The following is a 20,471-nucleotide window of genomic DNA, read 5'->3' as shown; positions in this document are numbered from 1 at the left end:
CCCTTTTACGCTATTTTATTCGGGAGGACGCTCAAAAAGCATCTCTAAAAACGCTGAAAAGGAAGACGCAACAAAAGATAATTCGTCATCGCTACCGGGAGATGCTTCATGATGCCACATCACTACGCCTGGATCTTCAGACTGACGGTTCTCACGATAATCAAAACAGAGCGCATCGCCATTCCCTAGCACCGAAAAAATAATCAAACCTTGAACAAAATCCTCGGGTGGGTGTTGATACTTCATCTCCATTGTTTCAAATGAGCCCTCGATTTCACCGAAAGGCAAAAACATACCGGCGCTGCTCGTGACATCTACTCCGAGGAGACGATTATAAAACTTAAAAACGGGCTTATTCAAAATAAACGCGCCATTAAACCCTATTGAAATCTTTTTGTATTTTTCAGGAAAAACTACACCTGCCAGTGTTTCAAACGCTGCTATTTCAGCAGCATCACCTTGACCATAATACGAATCAAAACTTACGCCTGCGATCATTTTATTGCCCCTTGCTCATCGATTCCCACCCGACGTGGCGCGCACCATTATGGAAAGCCTCGGGAACCAGTTGCATCCTACCGGTATCCTGATGGTGATGCCAAGTATACCCAGGGATCTTATCCTGACCACCGCGGATTGCTTTTAGCTGTACGTCCGTGAATGCGGAACTTGGAACGGCACCACTATCTATCTGCGTTCGCAGGTCACGGGTGGCCATCCTTAACTGCCCATCGTAACTGGCAGCTCGAAACTCGCTGATATTTATATGTGTGTCGAATCTCGTAACATCATCAAATATAGGGAAGCCTTTGTTATCAAAGACTACGCGTGCATTTGAACCATCTGGCAGCACAATATCCTTATGCATTCCCGCCAGTTTCACATTAGGCATCCCCGACGGCGGAACAGTCGTAGATAACACATTATCGGCACCATATTTATCGCTCAATTCCTCCCGTATATTTCGGGAGTCATAAGGCACATCGCCGAGATTACGTTGGATCGAACAACTCCCTGCATTACAGGTATAACAAGGCCCGGTGTTATGCACCCAAGTGCTTAGCTTCCCGACATAAAACGTATGCCCAATATCCACCGTCAGGTTGTATGTCTTTCCCTGCGACTGCAGCAGCTTTATGGATACCACGGAGATCGAAGCATCTTGCGTAGCACCATCCCCCAACGATTGCAGCTGATCGCCCGGTTTGAGCTCTATCAGTGGCACAAAGCCTTTGCGCGCCGGGACGTAGAATGGATGGCCCGGGGTGACTTGCAAGGTCTCTGTTGTACCTTCGCCTGCAGCGCCGTTTTTCACCAGCGTCAGCTGATAAATCGGCTGGTCTGTTCGAATGTGGGTAGCGGAAACCTTGGAGGCGAATGGCTCACCTCCCTCTTCAGGTTTGGTCCAGACGATATCGCCCACCTTGAGTGCATCAATGGCTCGCTCACCATCAGGAGTGGCAACCATCGTCCCAGCAGCAAAACAGCAGGGGCTATAGCCAGCTAATTTCGCCTGAGCTTGGTTGGCAAACTGTTCGGTGCCCTTGCCGGCCGCGGCATCTATGCCTTTACCTGCAACAGACTCGAGACCTTTACCAGCAACCGTTTCAGCCGCCTTCCCTGCAATAGCCTCCGTACCTTTGACCGCCAATACATCCCGCGCAGCCAACTCTTTGATCGCGTTTAAGAGTGTTCCCTTACCTACTCCACCGATAGGCATAAGCTCAGCAAGGAGCTTTAGATCGATATTTGAATTGATGCCGCCGCCCACCAATACACGTAGTCGGTCTATTTGCTCTGCTTGGGAAATGGCGTCAGAACTGAGCGCGGCGATTTCAGGGAGCTTCCTGATAGCCGTACCCTCTCCGTATTGCTCGGCCCACGCATCAGGCACGACCCCCATACCACCGGGTTCATTGTTGTAGGTGGTGTTACTCGAAGGATTGAATAGCCGCGAGTCTGTGTACTGCTTGTCTGTAGACTTGAACGCAACTACCTGAGCCCCGTTCGCGACAATCGGGCTACCATCTGCCCAGGTCAGAAGGACTTTCTCGTTTTGCAGCTTAGTGATCACTTCCCGCGCAACACTCAGGTCGTCACCCAATGCCTGCCCCTCAGGGTTGGTAGGGCTGTAGCGGGCAAGAACTCCTTGGAGCTCATTGTTGGTTTTCTGATCGACTTCACCTCCCGCAACAAACGTCAGGAGAGCGTCCCACTCAAAGCCAGATCGGCTTTTCTTTGTGGCATCTAGACTCTTGGCCTCCTGAGCCAATCTTTTCTCTTCTTGGACGTGCAATTTCCGGTTGTACGATTGTGCATTCCCAGCGATTTCAGAGCCCATGGCGACATCGCCATTAACACTGGCCGCAGCGAGTAAACCCACCAGCTTGGACGCCGCATTGACCAGTCGATCATGCTCTGCTGGATCACTGCTACTGAGCAGAGGCGACTTATCCAACGCCACAATAAGCGCCTCATTAGCGCCCGCAGCAATCGCCCCCGTTTTGAAGTCGCCGCCCATTGCTTCCGAAAGCAACCCGCCCACAACGGCGTGCAGTGCTGTTTTACTCAGGCCACTGTCTTGAAGTTTGAAGGCATTGCCAAAATCACCTACGCCTGTGAACGAGGTCGCCTGCAGTACATCGAAAAGGCTGCCCTTCATGGCGTCCTTGAAGCTGCCTTGCCCAAGCGCTTCAGAAAGCGTTCCGCGCACGGCTCCGCCTGCCAATTGGATCGTTCCGAAACGCCCAATAGCGGCCGGGTCGTTCCAGTGAGGCACTACGCTGGGACCGCTCACTTTGTTGGTAACAGGGTCGCTTTGTGCGCCGAACCAATTGCCACTGGCGTAATTCACGAAGCCTGCTGAGGCGCCAGCGATCAGCGATTGCTTCATGCTGTCGCTGCTAAAGGTTTCCTTTAAAGCCGCGCCCAGGTTGCCCTTGTTGTTTATCGTGCTCACCACGCCGGTGCTGGCAAGAGAGGTCAAAGACGCGGTGGCGATGATGTTTCCTAGACCTGCTGCCGTACCCGCAACTGCCGCCGTCGTAGACGTTGCAGCTGTAGCCGCCGTCGCAGCAGCCATAGTCGACCCGGCACCCACAGCGCTGCCAGCTGATGCCGCGAGTGCACTGGCAGCACCTGCCGTCAATACGGTGACGACAATGATGATCGCCAGCATTGCACCTTGGCCAAGGCTGGAATGGCTGTATTTGAAGGAGTCGTGCAGTTCCTTCACATGCCGCCAATCCACATCCCCACGCTTCTCGGCTTCTTTCAACCAAGCCAACTGTGGATCTGCTTTCACCATCACATCAATCGTCTGGCTGACTGTGTTCTGATCGATCTGCTTGATATCAATCTTCAAGCCATCAACGGCCTTAATCGCCAACTGCCCCTGCGCCATCAACTCACTCTGGCGCAGCGTCTCGTCGGTATTGCCTTTACCCTTGGCGCTGGTCCACGCCAGGTCGCTCTTACTCTTCTCGTGGCTCTCTTGATGCAGGTCCTTGACCGCTTCAAACGTCACCGCGCCGCCGCTGGCAATCGTCAGATCGTTGCCACTGCTGAGCTTGGCCCGCTGATACAGCTGGTCGCCGCCACTGGCCAATGTCAGGTCACCGCCGGTCTTGATCTCAGTGCCGACGTTGGTGACGCGGGTGACTTCATCGCGCTTGGTTTTCTTCGCGCCCCAGCCACCGTTCTCCTTCATGTCATACAAGGTATGCGTGCTGTTCTGCGCCGCCAGCAAATTCAACTTATCCCCGCTATACAGATAAGCCTCATTGCCCGCACTGATCTTGCTCGCCACAATCGTAGTGTCGCGCCCCGCCTGGCTCGTAAAGTCCCTGCCCGCCGTCAGCACACTGGCTAACTGCGTGGTCTGCTCATCCGCCGTCTTGATGCGTTTCTTGCCGTGTTTTTCCTTGCCCTCGACGTTGTGCATGTCGCTGACCGAGGCGACGTTGAGGTCGCGACCGGCGGCGATGTTGAGGTCTTTGCCGGCGGTGGCGGTGCTGCCGATGATGTTGACGTCTTGTCCGGCCTGCATGTTGATGCTGCCGCCCGCCGTGACGCTGGCGGCGAGGTTTTTGACGTCGGTGGTGATGCTGGATTTCTCGCCGCCGTCGCGGGTCTCGTGTTTGACGCTGGTGTCGCTGGCGGCGATGAGGTTTAGGTCGCGGCCGGCGGTGAGGTTGGCGTCGTTGCCAGCGGTGAGGGCGCCGCGGTTGGTGAGGTCGCGCCCGGCGTCGATGGCGAGGTTTTCGCGGGCGACGATGGTGCCGGCGCCGGTGTCGGTGAGGGTGCGCATGCCGACGCCGTCACGCACCTGGATGGCGGTGGTGTCGTTGGTGATGTCGCCTTTAAGCGCCGTGAGGCTGACTTGCTTGCCGCGAATTTCGCCGGCCATGGCGTTGCGAATGCTGTCCTGGGCCAGCAGGCTGAGGTTGTTGCCAGCTTCGACCAGGCCGCCGGTGTAGAGGCTGCCGCTGCTGATGGCGGTAAGGTTGTTGCTGGCGCGCAGGGTGCCGACGTTGATCAGGTCGCCGCCGGTGACCAGGTTGAGGTCGCGGCCCTGGATCAGGCTGTTGCCGCGTACGTTGCGCGAGTCAGCCTGGGCCAGGTACAGCACCGGCACGAGGACGGTCTGGCCGTCGATAACGCGGTTTTCCATCCACACGATGTCATGGGTCAGGGCGCCGACCTGCTGGTCGGTGAGGGACACGCCGAGGCTCAGGCGCAGGGCGTCTTTGCTGGCAAGGCCGTTGTCCATCAGGTAGCGGAATTGGTCGGCGTCGCTGTAGAGGCCACCGGCGAGGAAGCGTTGGCCGGTTTGCGCGAGTACGGCGTCGCGGATCAGCCGGGTTTCGTACTGGCCGTCACCGAGGCGGCGCCAGGCGTCGTCGGAGGTGTAGCCGAGCTTGCCGAGCATGTAGTCGGAGCTGAGGAAGCCTGATACGGAGGCGAACTCGGGGTTGGTCTCGATCAGGTAGTGGCTGGTAGGGTCGGCGCTCTTGACGAACAGGCCGTACTCGCCCTTGGGCAGTTGGAAGGTGGGCGAGGTGGTGGGGTCGACCGGGGCGAAGGCGGTGCCGGTGTAGTCTACGGGCACGAAGCCGCCGCCGGGGGCCACGCCCACGACGGGCAATACGCTGCCTGGCGCCTGGGCGCCAGGGTCGTTGGCGTGTTTGCTCAGGTTGATGTTGATGCCGCCGACGGGGATGCCGGTCTGGTCGTCGCCGAGGGTGCCGGTCAACTGGGCCAGGGTGTTGTTGTGCAGCGTGCCGTTTTGCAGGGTGCGGGCGACGTTGAGGTTGACCGTGCCGCCCGCTTGCAGGGTGGCGTCGTAGCCGGGGCCGCCGTTGTTGGTCCAGGTGGTGATGTCGCTTGAGTGGACGAAAGGCAGGCTATTGGGCGAGCGGCTTTTCAGTTCTTCGAAGCGCGCCTTGTCGAAATTGCCAGCCGCCGTGGCCGCATTGAACGCGGGCACGTCGACATATCGCATGCGTTCAAACAAATCGTCGGGAACGTGCCCTGGCGTGTTGACGACAATCTTGCGCTGCCCCGTGCGCGTGGCGGCGCCCTGGTTGAGCAGGTCACCGGCGGTGATGCTCAGGTCGCCATTGGCGGCCATCAGGCTGTAGCGGTTCTGCACATTGTCGCCTTGCAGCAGCATGTTTTTGCCAGCCACCAGGCGCGCCGCTACCGAATCCTTGGTCGCCGCCTCAAGGTACGTCTCGTAGATGGTGATCTCGCCACGTTCCCAGTTGTCGCTCTCGTCGCAGTGCTGCTGACAGATCCAACTCAGGCTGCCGGTGGTCAGCGTCTGCCCGAGTTCGAATTCATCTTTGGCGTTTTCGATAAAGCCTGCATTGATGCCGATCGAGCCTTCGCTTTCCACGGTGCCGGAGCGGTTGCTGAACAGCACGGCACGCCCGCCATCCCGTGCGGCGAAGCTCAAGTTGCCTTTGCTGTAGACATCGCCATAGAGGTTGCTGAAACCATTGCTGCGCAAGGTCATGTCGCCGCCGCTGAACAGCAGCGTATCGGCAGCATTGGTGATGCCGTTGACTGCGGTGAGGTTCACTGCGCCCTGGGCACCGAGGGTGCCACGGTTGTTGATTTGCGCGGCGGCGATATCCAGCTGCTGGCGGGCGGTGAGGAAACCGAGGTTGTCCAGGGTGCCGCCCAGGGTCAGGCGGGCATTGGTGGCCGCCAGACGGCCGCCGTTCTGGCTGAGGTTGTTGGCTGCGACGGTGAGTGTTTGCAGGGCCGATACGCGGCCGCTGTTGGTCATCTCGCCGGTGGTGATGCTCACGTCACCGTCGCTAAGCAGCTCGCCGCCGTTGTTCAGGCTCGCCACATCAAGGGTCAAGCCCTTGCCGCTGGCCATGCGGTCGCCGGCCTTGAGGGTCAGGCCCTGGGCGCTTTTGTAGGTAAGGATTTCGTTGAGTTGTACGCGGCCCAGGCCGTCGACGGTGCCGAACGCCCAGTCGGCGGTGCCCATGCCATTGATAGTGCCTTGGCTGCCGCTGAGGCTGGCGGTGTTGAGGCGGAACAGGCCGGTGCCGGCGTGCTGGATCTGACCGGCCTGGTTGTTGAGGCTGGCAGCGTCGAGGCGCAACGCCTGGCTGCCGAACTCGAGAGTGCCGTTCTGGTTATTCAGCGCACCGCTGAGGTTGAGACTGCTGTCGGTGCCGCCCAGGGCGCGCAGTTGCCCGTTGGCGCTGTTGTCCAGGTTGCCGCCGTTGAGGCTCAGGCCCTGATTGGCCTCGATCAGGCCGCCCTGGTTGATGAGAGTATCGCGTGAGGTCAGGTTGAGTTGGTTGCCGCTGATCTGGCCGCCCGCACTGTTGTCGAGGGTGGCGCCGCTGACGGTCAGCTGCTCTTTGCCGAACAGTTTGCCGCCTCGGTTGGCCAGAGCTTCGACGGTCAGTTGCAGGTTGCCAACCAGGCTCGCCATCAGGCCGTCGCTGCCGTTGTCGAGCTTGTCGGCAGTGACGGTCAGGCTGTCGCCTTGCACGGTGCCGCCTTGGTTATCCAGGCGGGCGGTGTGCAGTTCGGTAAGGGCGCCGCCGCTGAGGATCAGGCCTTTGCGGTTGCTCACGTCCTGGCCGCTGTAGCTCAGGCCCCCGGCGCCGGCCAGCAGTTGGCCGCCGTCATTGTTATTCAGGTGCTGCGCGGCGATATCCAGACGCTTACCGCGCAGGGTGCCACCGTCGTTGTTAAGGGTGGTGAGATGCTTGACCAATACGCTGCGTTCGCCCGCGTCGATCTGGCCGCCGACGTTGGTCAGCAGGTTGCTGACGTTGAGGGTGATGTCGCCGCCATCGCTGACCAGCGCGCCCTTGTCGCTGTTGTTGAAGCTCTGCGCCGTCACCTCGACGGTTTGACCAAGCAGAATGCCGGCACTGTTGTCGAAACGCTCACCGCGCAGTTGCAGGAGACCTTCGCTCTGGATGCGGCCCTGTGCGTTGAGCAACTGGCCCGGGCCGTTGAGCAGCAGGCTTACGCCCTGGGCGCCACCGGCCAGCAGGCCGGCGTTGCGGTTGTCGAGGCCGGAGGCGCGCACGTCGAGCCCGTCCCCCAACACGCGCCCGGCGCGGTTGTCGATATCACCACCGGCGACGTCGAGCAGCAGTTGCTTGCCGACGATTACGCCGCTTTGGTTATCCAGGTTCGCGGCGTGCAGTTCGATATCGCCCTGCCCGGCCTGTAAGCGGCCCTGGGCGTTGTTGAGCTTTTGCGCGGCGGTGAGGGTCAGCTTGCCGCTGTCGGCGCTCAGTACGCCGCCTGCGTTGCTGCTGAGGTTGCCCGCCTTGACGTTGAGGTCTGTGCTGGCCTGGGCGAAACCCTGGTTGTTGTTGAAGCTGTTGTTGACGGTGAGGTTGAGCGCGCCGCCGTCGGCCTGGATCAGGCCCTTGAGGCTGTTGTCGAGGTCGCTGGCGTTGACTGTGGCGGTCTTGGCGACCAGTACGCCGTTCTGGTTATTCAGCTTGCCGGCGTTGACGGTCAAGTCGTTGGCGATGACTTGACCACCACTGTTGTTCAGGTCGGCACTGCTCAGCACCAGGCTGCCACCGGCCATTTCGATACGGCCTTGGCGGTTGTCTAGGGAGGCGCTGTTGAGCGTAGCGGCCTGGTCCTCGCCGAAGCGAATCAGCCCGCCGAGGTTGACGATGGCCGGTGAGCTAATCGCCAGGCTCTGTTCGCCGAACAGGCGTGCGCTGGCACCTTGGTTGGTCAGTTTGGCGCTGCTGACCTCGACAGTCTTGGCCTGGATGATCGCGCCCTGGTTGGTCAGCGCCTGCGCGGCGGTGATCGCCAGTGCGCGGCTGGCCAGCAGGTTGCCGCTGGTGTTGACGGTCTGCGCGTTGACCACCAGGTCACCGGTGGCGTTGCGGCTGTTGTCGGGCGCAACGCCGGCTTCGATGATGCCCGGGTTGGTGACCTTGATCGCGTTGAGTTCGATGCGCTGACCCGCGGCCAGGCTCTTTTGGTTGACCAGTTCTTCGGCACTGCTCACCTGCACATTGCCGGTGGCGTAGACCTTGTCGGTCAGGTTCACGTTCTGCGCGGTGACCTTGAGATTACCGGTGGCCGCCGTCTGCGCCATGCTCAGGTGCCCATTGGCATCCAACTGGATATCCCCACCACTGGCGGCCAGCGTACCGTCGAGCTTCACGCCCACGCCGGCTTCGGTGCCGACCAGCTTGATGGCGCCTGCGTACATGCCGCCCAGCGCCGAGGAGTCAATCGCCAGCTCCGGCTTGGCGCTACCGTCATCGGCACGCGCGGTGGTCTTTAGGCTTTGGGCATCGACGTCGTTACGCCCGGCGATCACGGTCAATTCGCGTGCGTTGATCTGCGCATTGATCTTGGCCGAGCGGGTGATGATCTCGAAGCGGTCGACGTTACTGGCGTTCAGGCCCTGGCCGTCGATGGTCACGGCACCGCCGTCAACCTGGTAGCGCTGCAACTGGCCGCTCGCGTCGAGCACCGGTTTGCCGGTAGTGAGGGTCACGTTGGGAGTGTTGATGAAGCCGCAGCCGCTGCACGTGACGCCGTAAGGGTTGGCCACGATGACCTTGGCCGACTGGCCCGCCACTTCGGTGTAGCCGCGTAATTGGCTGGGGCTGCCGCCGTTGACTTCGTTGAGGATAACGCTGGCCGCGCCGCCTTTGAGGTTCGGGTTGCCGACGATAAAGCCGCCCAATTGGGTGTTGGTCACCGCACCATTGGCGTTGTTGAGGATCACGCCGTTGGGGCCGACGTTGTAGTCCTTGAATTGGTTATGGGACAAGCCGCTGCCATTGGGAGTGGCGATGTTCACCACTGGTACGCCATTGCCGGCCTGGCCGACGGTGGTGCCTGGCGCACTGACCACAATGCCTTCGGCCTGGGCCAGCAGCGGCTGCCAGAACAACGCGTTGGCCAGGATCAGCGCCAGGCCGCGCTTGGGTAGGCCCCAGAACGAGTCGCGGCTTTTCAGTGCAGAAGAAGGCTGGCGAGCCAGGAAGGCAAAGTGGCGAACATCCATTGTCATATTCTCGATGTAACGGGGCGTTGAGTTACAGGAAGAAATCCATGCGGAAGTAGATCGGCGCTTCGCGCTCGCTCATCACTGCCGGGCGTTCCAGAGAATGGGCAAAGGTCACGCTGGTGCTGACGTATTTGCCGCGGGCGAACAGCTCCAGGGAGTTGCTCGAGACCCGGCCGTGCACTTCACCGTTGTAACGGTCGTTGCTGATCACGCCCTGGTCGTAGCCGACGCTTGCGCCGTATTCGGCAAAGGCCGGGCGCATCCAGTCCCAGGTCACCGGGCGAGCCCAGCGCACGTCGTTGCGCCAGTAGCCGCCGCTGTCGCCGGTGAGCTGCTGGTCTTTAAAACCGCGTACCGAGGCCGAACCGCCGAGGCTCATGCGCTGGGGGCTGAACAGGATGTCTTCACTGCGTTGGCCGGTGGCCAGGCTGGAGAAACTGAACGACTCGCCCCACAGCGTGAACGGCTGCAAGTAGCTGACGGTGGCGGTGTATTTGCGGTAGCGCGCGTTGGGCTGGCGATTGCCGTACTGATCGCGCTCGTTTTCAGCTTGGGCATCGAAGGCGCCGATACCGTTCTGCATGCCCAGGTCGAGGTTGACGAAGGCATTGCCGATGCGTCGGCCGTGGTTGATGCCCAGCTGCAGTTCGCTGAGGCGGTTGCTGCTGGGCTCGGTGCGGACGTCGAGGATGTAGTTGTTGGTGCGCAGGTGCGACACGCCGACGTTCACCGACGTCTTGCTCACGTCGTCACGATGGATCACCCGCTCGGCGCGCAGTTGGTGGTTCTCGTTGTCGCCGTTCTGCTTGAACTTGTAGTCGTTGGTCACGCCGTAAGTGCGGTAATCACTCTCGCTGTAGGTGTAGCTGAAGTTCCACCAGCCCCACGGCACGTTGTAATACAGCATGGAGTTTTTCGAGGTTTTCTGGTGGTCGCTGACGGCATCGTGGCCGCCGCGCAGTACCAGTTGGTCAGCCAGGCCCAGCGGGCTGTCCCACTCAAGGCCTGCGCCCCACTGCTGTTCGCCGGTGCTTTTCTGCCCGTCGTTGTTGCGCGACAAGCTGGTGCGCCAGGGCTTTTGCGGGGCATTTTTCACCAGCACTTCGCTACCGCCTACCTCGCTGCCAGGGGCCAGTTCCATCTGCGCCTGTTTCGACGGCAGGCGGTTCAACTGGTCCACCAACTGCTCGATTTCCCGCAGGTTGAGCTGCTCTCCGACTTTGCCGGGAAAAGCCATGGCCAGTTCGCGTTCGGACAGGTTGCTGCCCTGGGCACCCTTCATGCCTTCGAGCTTGCCCTCGACCACCAGCACGCTCAGGTGGCCGCTGGACAGGTCCTGCTGCGGCAAGTAGGCGCGGCTGGTGACCATGCCCTTGTCGATGTAATAGTCGGTGATGACCTTGAGCAGCCCGTTGAGCTGGGTGACGCCCAGGCACTGGCCAATATAGGGTTTGAGCAGACGCACGCGGTCAGTGGCGGACAGACTGTCGGCGCCCTTGAGTTCGATGTCCTTGATGGGAAAGCAGCGGCTGTCCACCGGAGCGGCGGGCACAACGGGCTTGGCTTCTTTACCGGGCAGTTCCTTGAGTTCTTCAAGGCGCCGGCGCTGTTCTTCCAGCAGGCGATTTTGCCGGTCGCGGATCAGGTCTTGATCCCCTGGCGTGGGTGCGGCAACCGCGCTGTTCAAAACAAGGCAGGCAAGCAGCGAGATACACAGCAGATACCGAATCCGAGGCAATAACGAAGACATGTTCGATCCATCGAAAAACAAGGGCGGCAAACTACCATCGAACTCCAGGACGGCCAAGAATCTGGCTTAGTTGGATTCGATAATTAATAAGTTCGTAAGCCATTTATTAAAAACAACTAAAAAATCAAGTAACGATTACCAACTTGTATTTGGAATTTTTATTCCGACAAGCGGTAACAGTTTTGATGCAGGTCTCGTCAAGGCTCTAGAGAGTTGCCACTAGTTAGCCACCAACCTTGCGTCGAGATTGATTAGTAGCCAGAAGAGAGGAAAAGTTCACGAGCCTTTTGTGAATTGGATCCCATATTTGAATGTTGATCGTTGCCACACTCTGTGGGACGCGGAGCGTGGCAACGATCATCAACAGAGGCTGTATTTAGCCCACTTCCTTGACCCGCCCCCGCACCAGCTTCAACCCCACCCGCTCCACCTCACGGGACACATGAGCGGTCACTTCCCGCACCCCACCGTCTTGGTCGTTATGAATCACCAACACCCCCGGCCGGCGCAGTTGTTCCAACTCGCCCTCGGCCAGGCTGAAACTTTCGCTCAAGCCTTTATCACTCAGGGCCTTGCCCGCAGCTCTGCGCTGGGCAAAACGCTTGCCCCGGCGTTGTTGATAACGTGCCCAACTGATCAGCAGCACCGCGTTAAATACCGCAATCCACAGGTAAATCTGCAAGGTATTCAAGGCCGCGAAAATCGGCGCATCCAGGCGCGGGCCGCCGTGGGTTTCCAGCATCGGCACCAACCCGCGTACCAACAAAATAATCAACCCGGCCCAGGCCATCAGGGTCAGGAATACATCGATTGCCCACATCACCGGGCGCTGAGAGGTTCGAATCAGGTTCATGGCTGCACTTCCTTTTGGGGGGCTTTGATTCCGCGATCCGGACTGACCCAGCGCGCGCGCTTCTGGTGTTGGCGGAACAGCACTTTGGGGAAACTCACCAGCGTGGTGAACAGGCTGACCAGCCAGAACACCAGCGGGTACCAGACGGTCCAGAACAGGGTTTTCCACAGGCCGCGCTCATAACGGCGGTCGATCATGATGCTCACGGCGAACTGCACCAGGCACACCACCGCCAGCAGCAAACCGGTGAAGGCCGGTGGCATCAACGAATCCACGGCAATCGCTTGCGGCAACGGAACAATTTTGCCCACGCCCCAGAAGATCACCGACAGCAGAAAAGTGAAGGCCCAACCGGTGGACAGGCAGTACTCGAACAGCAACGGCCACAGGTAGCGATGGCGCCATTGCCAGATGCCACGGATATTTTTGAACAGTACTTCGGCGCCGCCCTGGGCCCAGCGCAGGCGCTGCTTCCACAAGCCGCCGAGGGTTTCCGGCATCAGAATCCAGCACAGGGCGCGGGGTTCGTAGAAGATGCTCCAGTGGTCCAGTTGCAGCTTCCAACTGACGTCGATGTCTTCGGTAATCATGTCGGTGCTCCAGTAGTCGACCCGGTCCAGGGCCGCACGACGGAACGCCACCACCACGCCGGAGACGGTGAAGATCCGCCCGAACACCCGCTGGGTACGCTTGATCAAACCGATGATCGAGGAGAACTCGCCCACCTGCACCCGGCCGATCAATGTGGAGCGCGTGCGGATGCGCGGGTTGCCGGTGACCGCACCCAATCGCGGGTTGTCGAGCATCGGCGCCACCAGGTAGGCCGCCGCATTGCGGTCGAGCAAGGCATCACCGTCGATGCACACCAGGTACTCACTGCGAGCCGCCACCGCCCCCATGCGCAGGGCAACCGCCTTGCCCTGGTTTTGCGCCAGGTGCAGCACTCGCAGGCGCGGCTCCCGCAACGCCAGGGCATCGAGCACGGCGGCGGTGTTATCGCTGGAGCCGTCGTTGATGGCGATTACTTCGATGTTCGGGTACTGCTGGGCCAGCGCGGCGCCGATGGTGTCGGCGGCGTTGTCGCCTTCGTTGTAGCAAGGGATCAGGATCGAGATCAGCGGGTTGCCCGCCAGCACCGGCGCCGGAGTGTCATCGGCCCACGGCCAGTGGCGCTCCCAGTGCAGCCAGAAGTACAGGCCACCGGCGATCCACAGCCCGGACATGAACAGTGGGTAAAAAAACACGAAGTCCATCAGGAACTGCCCGGTGACCAGAAAGATCAGGCCCAGGGGCACGCCCAACACCAGGGATAAGACGAGTAAAGCCAGGATTCTGTCGAACATGGGTCAAGGATTCCACTGGTTGGAAAGGGCCGGACGCACGGTGTTCAGGTCCGGCGAGTTCTCCAGGAAGTTGTCGGGGTAGTAGCCAAAACTGGTGACGCCCTGGCGCTTGAGCACGCCCATCCACTCGGCCATTTGCGCGCCGGAAAGATCAGGCGCGGCGGCGGTGCGCCAGTCCTTGGCTTGCAACTCGAAGACCGTGCGTTGCAGGGCGCCGGGGCGGACCTTGACGGTGGCCACCAGCTTTTCCAGCCAGGCGTTGGAGTCTTCAAGGCTCTGGCCTTCCATCAGCGGCATAGCCATGGGCGCGGTCCAGTCGTAGCTCTGGAGGAAGTCATCGAGGTTCTGGGCAAACCAGGCTTCGCTGCCAGGGTTAAGCATTGGCTCGGCGAAAATATTGCGTGCGGTCTGCACTTGCGAACCGCGAAGTTTGCGGACCTTGGCGGTCAACTCGTGGGTGAAATCGATCAGGTATCGGCTCTTGAAGCGGGTCCAGCGCTGCATCACCGCAGGGTCGGCACGCAAGGCTTCAATACTGTCTGGCAGGCCGTTGGCGGCATAGGCCTTGAGGGCGGCGGGGCTGGCGTCTTCAAAATCGGAGAGCACCGCATCATCGTGGAACAGCACGCCGTCGATGGCATTGATGCGGGCCAGGTCTTCGTAAATCTCGCCAATGATCTGCCGCACCTTGGGATCAAACGGCGACAGGCGCTGGTATTGGTCCGGGTCCTGGCCAACCTTGCCGGTCTGCGGGTCCCAGCGGGTGACGCGAGGCAGCTTGGCATCAAGGGCGAAGCTGAGCACCGGCATCCAGGCAAACACCCTGGCATGGGCGCGGGTGTGCAACTGCCAGGCGACGCGGTTGAACAGGTCGGCGCGCACCGGCAAATGGCGGTTGGGGAAATACAGCGAATGCACCAGCCCATCGCCCTTGGGGTCGGCGAAGGCTTGCAGGAACACCGTGTCGGCGCCCATGTCCACCACGCGCTGGACCAATTGGTCGAGGTTGCGCGCTTCTTGCGCCTTGTCGGGGTCGTAGACGTTGTCCAGGTCCACATGCAGCACGCGCAACGGCGCCTGGGTCTGAACATTGACGATGGCATTGGCAAAGTGCTCGCCGTCCGGGTCCGAGGCCACCAGGAAACGCGGGCTGCTCATCAGGTTGCCGAGGCTATCGAGGCCGTCTTCCAGGGTCAGGGCCATTTGATAGCCCTGCTCGTCCACCACTCGCAACGTGGTGCCATCCGGGGCGCCATAAGGCCAGACCCACACACGCGGGGCCTTGCCGGTGACAGCGCGGATCTTGTTGGAAATACCCGCCACATCGGTACGCATCCGCGCCTGGAACTGTGCCTCGGTTTCATAGCGACCGGTGGCCGTATCAAAGCGGCGGGTGGTGGCCGCCGGTTGCAGGTTGCCCTGGGGATTGGCCAGCACGCCCTTGTGATTGGCGTCGGTGTGGGCGGCGATTTCCACCAGGCCCGATTGCGACACTTCGCGCACCTGCTGCCAGGTCAGGAAGTCGGAACGCGGGCGCGGCGTGCCGGCGAAATCCACCGGCTGGTTTAACGGCGTGTCGATCCAGGTGCCCACCGGCGCCAGCAGCGCGTGCCAGTTGTAGGCCCTGAGGATCGGCATCACACGGGTATAGAAGCTGGCGTAGCCGTCATCGAAACTAAGCATGATGGCCTTGGGCGGCAGCTGCGGGCCGCCCTTTCGGGCCGCGAGGATCTGGTCGACGGAGACTGGCTGGTAGCCGTTTTCCCGCAACCAGGCCAACTGTTCGATCAACCGCTCGGTGCGCACCGCCACCACCGCCTGATCGGGGTCGCGGTCCTCGACATCGTGGTAGGCAATACCGAGAAAATAGTTTTTCGGCCACGGCGCTTCGTTGGCCGCCTTGGGCCGTTCGGCGGGTGGAGTAAAGGGCGCGGGTTGCTGGGCGCAAGCGCTGCTCAGCACGAATCCCAACACCAGGCAGCAGCGGGAAAGAATGGACATGATCGGACTCTTCTAGAAGCGGTACGTGAGGTCGACGATCAGGCGCAAATCGCTTTCGCGCTCACCGTCATAAGGTCGGCTGATCCAGCTGAGGTTGGCGCCGGTTTCCAGTACGTCGTTCCAGCGAAAGCGCTGGCCATAACCGATCAAACCGACGCCACCAGTGGAATAATCCCGCTGGCTGTAAGTGCCCGCTCCGACCTGGAACTGCTGACTCCACTGGGTCTCGTAGCGGTGATAGAGCACGTGGTTGACGTTCACCGTGGGCAGCACGCTGAAGTCCGAGCGCGGGTTGAAATACGGCGTGCCTTGCTTGCTGTTGCGGCTGGTGCCGACTTCAAGGCCCAGGTCCACTTGCACACCCGGCGAGCTGTAGACGCCTTCGCGCCCGGTCAGCAGGGCTTCGACGCGGTTGTTGCCGTCGCTGAAATGGGACGGGCTCAGGGCCAGTTTCCATTCGCGGCTTTCGTTGGCGCGCCAGCGGATAAAACCGCTGCCGCCGTTGGCGGTGATGTCGGCATTCAATGCCCGCAGCGGGGTGGCGGCGGCGAGGTAGTCGAGGCTGCCGCCGTATTGCCAGTGATCATTGATATCCCGTGCAATCGCCAGCCGGGCGCCTTGCTTGGAACCAAAGCCGTAGGAGTGATTGGAGACTTCGGCTTCGAGGGTCATGTCACGGGTGCGCCGCTCCACGCCCAGGCGCTGCCAACGGTGCTGGCCGGTGCCTTCCTCGAAGTCGGCGGTGGCGTAGCCGACGCCGCCGAACAGGCGCCAATCCTCATCGATAGGCGGGCTGTAGAGCAGGGTTTCGATGCCAAAGTCGCGGCTGCCGACGACCGTGCCGCCGTTACTTTTGCCGGTGTAGGCCTCGACCCGCAGCTCGGCCATGTCGTGAACCTCACGCAGGCGCTTGAGGCGCTGCACCTGGCGGTTGTCCGGAGCGCGGGCGACCACATCATCGGTCAGCGCATCGAGCTGGCGCCACTCCTGCAAATCCAGGGCGGTGTGACCTTGGGAGACCTGCAGGCCGATGTCACGCGGGGCCTGGTTTTCGGTTTCCTTGAGGGCGTTTTCGGCGCGCCGTGGCCAGTCGCGGGCGCGGTACATATCGGCCTGGGCCAGGCGCAGGCCGATGTTGCCAGGGGCTTGTTTCACCAACGCCTCCAGGCCTTTTTCACTGGCTGGCAGGTCGGCGCCATAGGTGCCAGCCTGGGCCGCCAGTTGTTGGGCGTCCATCCAGGCGTCGTTGGGATTGCCGGTGGGCAGGCCCTTGAGTTCTACCCGTGGTTTTTGCGCGCTCGCGAGATTGTCGGCGACGGTGCGGGCTTCGTTGACCTGATCGTTTTCCAGCAGGGCGTAGAACAGTGCAGTGCTGTCTTCAACGTGATCGCCAGCATCCGCGTCCTTGGCCGCGAGGGCCTGACGGTACAGCGGCGCAGCTTTTTCCGGCTGGCGTTGGTCGAGGTAGGCGGCGGCGACCCAGCGCAGGGCGTAGGTGGGCAATTGCACACCCTCGCTGGTGAGGGTCTGGTAGTCGTAGATCAATTCGGCCGTGCGTGCGCGGGCCTTGAGGGCACCCAGGCGGTCGATGCGCCAGCGCACCACGTCGTCATGGGCGCTGGCGTCCGGGGTCCAGGTGGCGAGCAGTTGGTCGTAATCCTTGAGGGCGCGGTCGGCGATGACATAGCGCTCTTTTTCGCTACGGGACGCGAACTCGGCCAGGCGTACGCGCTCGGCGGCGAGGTCACCTTCCAGGCGGCGCTGGGTGATGGGGTCGAGCAAGCCGGGGTGCCGGGCGGCAAGGCGCAGGGCGGGTTCCGGCAGGCGGGCGCGTTGCAGGGCGACGAGGTATTCACCAATGACTTCGGGCCGGTTGCCGGCGCGGATGAAGGCTTGGTCGAACTCGAACAGCGCATCAAAAGGTGAGCCTGCGCGGGACAAGGCGTAACCGAGGGCCAGGCGCCGGTCCACGTCCGCAGGTTTGGCGGCCACCAGAGCTCGGGCGCGCTCCACGGCTTCGGCGGTTTGACCTGCATCGGCGAGGGTCAAGGCCAGGCCCAACTGAAGGTCTGGGTTGTTCGGTTCGCGCACCAGCGCTTGGCGATAGACCGCAATCGCCGGGGCCCAACGTTGCTGGTTGCGGTAGGTACGGGCGACGGTGGCGAGCGCTTGGGTGGTCAGGTTGCGATTGCGCCCCTGGGCCTCGTAGACCGTCAGCACTTCGGCGTCCTGACGTGCCCAACTGGCAATCAGCAGGTGATCGCTGACCTGCCCCGGCGTCTGGCGCTCGGCGGGCAATTGGCGCAGCAGGTTGAGGGCGGGCGTGTAGTTACCCGAGCGGGCCTGATGAATCAGGGCGTCATAGGCCGCATCGGCCGACGCCACGACAGGCCATAGAAGCTGGCTGCACAGGGCAACCCGGATAAACAGGCGCAATCGGCTTGGGATAGAGGGGTGAACATTACGCGACATGTCGTCAGCTTCCTTACCAAGGAAAGCTGTAGCGATAAATTCACCTGTACAACACGCATCAGGCGACCGGTATCTGATGACCCGGCCAAGCTTTCCTGGGGCGCAATATCCATGAGGGGGGTATAAAAAGGTCAATTCAGAACAATTGTTCAGAATTCTCCTACAAGAATTTACCGCCCTGTGGCGAGCGGGCTCACCACAGGGGGTTTTTCAGTTTTACTGAGCGCCGCTTACCGCCCCGACTTTGCTCATCACAAAACCAATGAACTCCTCGACGGTCATTTTCTGGCCATTGAGGGTCACTTCATTGTTGGCGTAGTGCAGCTTGGAGACGAGGTCGTTACCTTCAAGGGTCGCCAATTGGGTACCGACGGCCATGCCGCTGACCATCTCGCTGGCCATTTGGGATTGCTGCTCGATGGCTTTCGGATCAGTCACACCACCGACCTGCGCTTGCAGTGCAGCGACATCAGCGATCATCGGTTTGGACAGCGTCAGGTTAGTGTCCAGAACCGCAATGATCTGCTTGGCCAGTTCAACCGGCGGCAGTTCCATGGTCGACGGCTTGGTCAGGTCCACCAGCAGGTTGAAGCGACTTTCGCCATGGACGGTCTTCAGGGACAGATTTTCCAGGGCCACTTGCGGCTTGGCGGCCAGCAGTTTGTCGACGTTGGCCTGGGCCAGCGCTTGTTCAGCTTCGTTCAGCTGCAACTCAGGAGCAGGCTGCCCGGCTGCGGCGGCGGCTTGCACCGGCTGCATCTTGGCCTGGTAGAGCTGGGTCAGCACCATCATGGCCGGCACATCGACGTTTTTCATGCTCACGGCCATGGCCGCCGAACCCACGGGTTTACCCTGGTAAACGATCTCGTCGATCTTGTAGTCCACGCGCCCGGCCATGTTGTTGTCCTGGACGTCGCTGGTGTCTTTTTGCTCAAAACCCTTCAAGGTCAGCATCAATTGCTGCGGGCCAAAGGTGAGTTGGGTGTTGGTCAGCTCAATCGTATTTTGCCCGGTGAAGAAGCCGAACGAGCTGCGGGACAGATTGCTGGCCAGGGTCAGGCCACTCAGCTCGGCTTTGAACGGCGCGCCGTTTGGATCTATCAGCGAGAGCTTGAGGTTGTCCATGTAACCATTGACCTTGACCTTCTCACCCTTGGCTGTGTTGAAAAAATCCAGGTTCAGGCCGGAGAAATTGACGCTGGAGGTGTCATCCTTGAATTCCAGGGGCAGCAGTTCCAGGTTGCCGTCCACCGAACGATTGAAGGCGATATTGGCGGTGGCTTTGAGCGGCGACACGTCTTTGGTGGCGGCGAACCATTTCTCGGTGGTGGGGTTTTTCTCAAGTGCCAGGTGGCTGGTTGCCAGGACCGGCAGCCATTTGAGGGTCAGCAGGCGGGAGAGCGGCAGCGGGCCGTGTTCGATGCGGTCGATAAACAGCAGTTCGGTGTTTTTATGGTCTTCACCGAACACCGAGCCCTGGGCCTTGAGGCGGAAATGGCCGGTGCTGCTGAACCAGCCGCGGTCCAGGGACAGCATTTCAATGGTCACGGTGCCATCAATCCCAACCATGGAGCGCTGCATTTCCTTGTTGGCGTCCTCGATCGAGGTGTTCAGTACACCTTCCAGTTGATTGCCGGTGTACCAGGCACCACCGGCACTGACTACGCCGACGGCGGCAACAAAACCCAAGAGAACGATTGCTGACTTATTCATGAAGAGACCTGATCAAATCCTGTGCGAAAGTGGGCTGTCTTCCCTGACCCCCTGCTGGGGTGTCGGCTCAAGCCCGCCGAAAAATCCGGTGAAAGATTAGCATAGGCTCCGTAGCAGCGGTCGGACGCGGCCTCGCTGCTACGGGAGGGGGCTCAGGAATATTCCAGATCGATCTCGTCGAGTTGATGATCAAAACTCTTCAATCGCGCCGTCCAGGTGTACACCAGCACTTCGAACTCGCGATGAATCACCGCATTGCCCGGCGTATCGGACTTGGGATCGCAAAAGTCCAGCTGATAACGCTCACGGGCCATGTCGGTGGCAACATCGGACAGTTCTCGCGCGTTATTGAGCCAATGCCGTCCGTCGGCCACTTGCCGGTCCAGGGCCACACATTGTTTTTTCAGGGCTTCGAGGCTTTTTTCCAGGGGCGTGCCGGTGAGTTCGCCCATGACTTCCTGGAAGGTGCGCCCCGGTTGCCAGTAACTGCCCCAAAAATAGCGGTCGAACACCGTTTCGACACGGCGCAGGGCAACCTTGGTGTCCCAGATCGCCACCCGCGTCTTGCCTTGTTCGAGGAGTTTTTTCTTGGTTCGCTGGCCTTGGTAAGAAGCCCAGGCCACCACACCAATGGACAGCACGGCAATCAGCGCACAGGCACTGTCGAGGAACACCATGGCCTTGTCGATCTGATGGGCAAGCATGATGCCGTAGAAGTAAGTTGCCGAGAGCAGCACCAGTGCGAAGAACACGCACCAGAAAGCGGGAGCATAAGGGTTTTTCATTATTGGAATCCCC

The 20,471-nt window shown here is 60.6% G+C and carries 9 protein-coding genes; all 9 read right to left on the bottom strand.

Annotated elements, in window-relative coordinates; genetic code table 11:
- Positions 1-15: 15 nt before the first annotated feature.
- The 9 genes from AAEZ06_RS08220 to AAEZ06_RS08180 all read right to left on the bottom strand — a co-directional run bounded on the left by AAEZ06_RS08220 (position 16) and on the right by AAEZ06_RS08180 (position 20,458).
- On the bottom strand, positions 16-498 hold the full coding sequence (locus AAEZ06_RS08220) for an SMI1/KNR4 family protein (protein ID WP_133103742.1): 483 nt from the start codon (positions 496-498) through the stop codon (positions 16-18).
- A gap of 1 nt (position 499) precedes the next feature.
- On the bottom strand, positions 500-9,538 hold the full coding sequence (locus tag AAEZ06_RS08215) for a two-partner secretion domain-containing protein (protein WP_350613805.1): 9,039 nt from the start codon (positions 9,536-9,538) through the stop codon (positions 500-502).
- A gap of 31 nt (positions 9,539-9,569) precedes the next feature.
- Complete coding sequence (locus AAEZ06_RS08210) at positions 9,570-11,291, bottom strand: ShlB/FhaC/HecB family hemolysin secretion/activation protein (protein WP_149414247.1); 1,722 nt, start codon at positions 11,289-11,291, stop codon at positions 9,570-9,572.
- 376 nt (positions 11,292-11,667) lie between these two features.
- Positions 11,668-12,144, bottom strand: coding sequence for a poly-beta-1,6-N-acetyl-D-glucosamine biosynthesis protein PgaD (pgaD, locus tag AAEZ06_RS08205; RefSeq protein ID WP_133103613.1), 477 nt, complete (start codon positions 12,142-12,144; stop codon positions 11,668-11,670).
- Positions 12,141-13,487 carry a poly-beta-1,6-N-acetyl-D-glucosamine synthase gene (gene pgaC / locus AAEZ06_RS08200; protein ID WP_149414248.1) on the bottom strand — a complete coding sequence of 449 codons (1,347 nt, stop codon included), beginning with the start codon at positions 13,485-13,487 and terminating at the stop codon, positions 12,141-12,143. Before pgaC ends, pgaD begins: the two co-directional genes overlap by 4 nt.
- A 3-nt stretch (positions 13,488-13,490) precedes the next feature.
- A complete protein-coding gene (gene pgaB / locus AAEZ06_RS08195; protein ID WP_350613802.1) occupies positions 13,491-15,488 on the bottom strand; it encodes a poly-beta-1,6-N-acetyl-D-glucosamine N-deacetylase PgaB in 1,998 nt (665 codons plus the stop codon).
- Positions 15,489-15,500: 12 nt separating this feature from the next.
- On the bottom strand, positions 15,501-17,960 hold the full coding sequence (gene pgaA, locus AAEZ06_RS08190) for a poly-beta-1,6 N-acetyl-D-glucosamine export porin PgaA (protein ID WP_149414250.1): 2,460 nt from the start codon (positions 17,958-17,960) through the stop codon (positions 15,501-15,503).
- 216 nt (positions 17,961-18,176) lie between these two features.
- Positions 18,177-19,673 (bottom strand): YdgA family protein, encoded by a 1,497-nt coding sequence (locus AAEZ06_RS08185; protein ID WP_149414251.1) that lies wholly within the window; start codon positions 19,671-19,673, stop codon positions 18,177-18,179.
- 152 nt (positions 19,674-19,825) lie between these two features.
- Positions 19,826-20,458, bottom strand: coding sequence for an NADH:ubiquinone oxidoreductase subunit N (locus AAEZ06_RS08180; protein WP_149414252.1), 633 nt, complete (start codon positions 20,456-20,458; stop codon positions 19,826-19,828).
- Between the last annotated feature and the right edge of the window lie 13 nt (positions 20,459-20,471).

This window comes from Pseudomonas sp. HY7a-MNA-CIBAN-0227 (assembly GCF_040310325.1).
Lineage (GTDB): Bacteria > Pseudomonadota > Gammaproteobacteria > Pseudomonadales > Pseudomonadaceae > Aquipseudomonas.
Note: the sequence above shows the minus strand (reverse complement) of the source record. Positions and strands in the feature narration are given on the sequence as shown.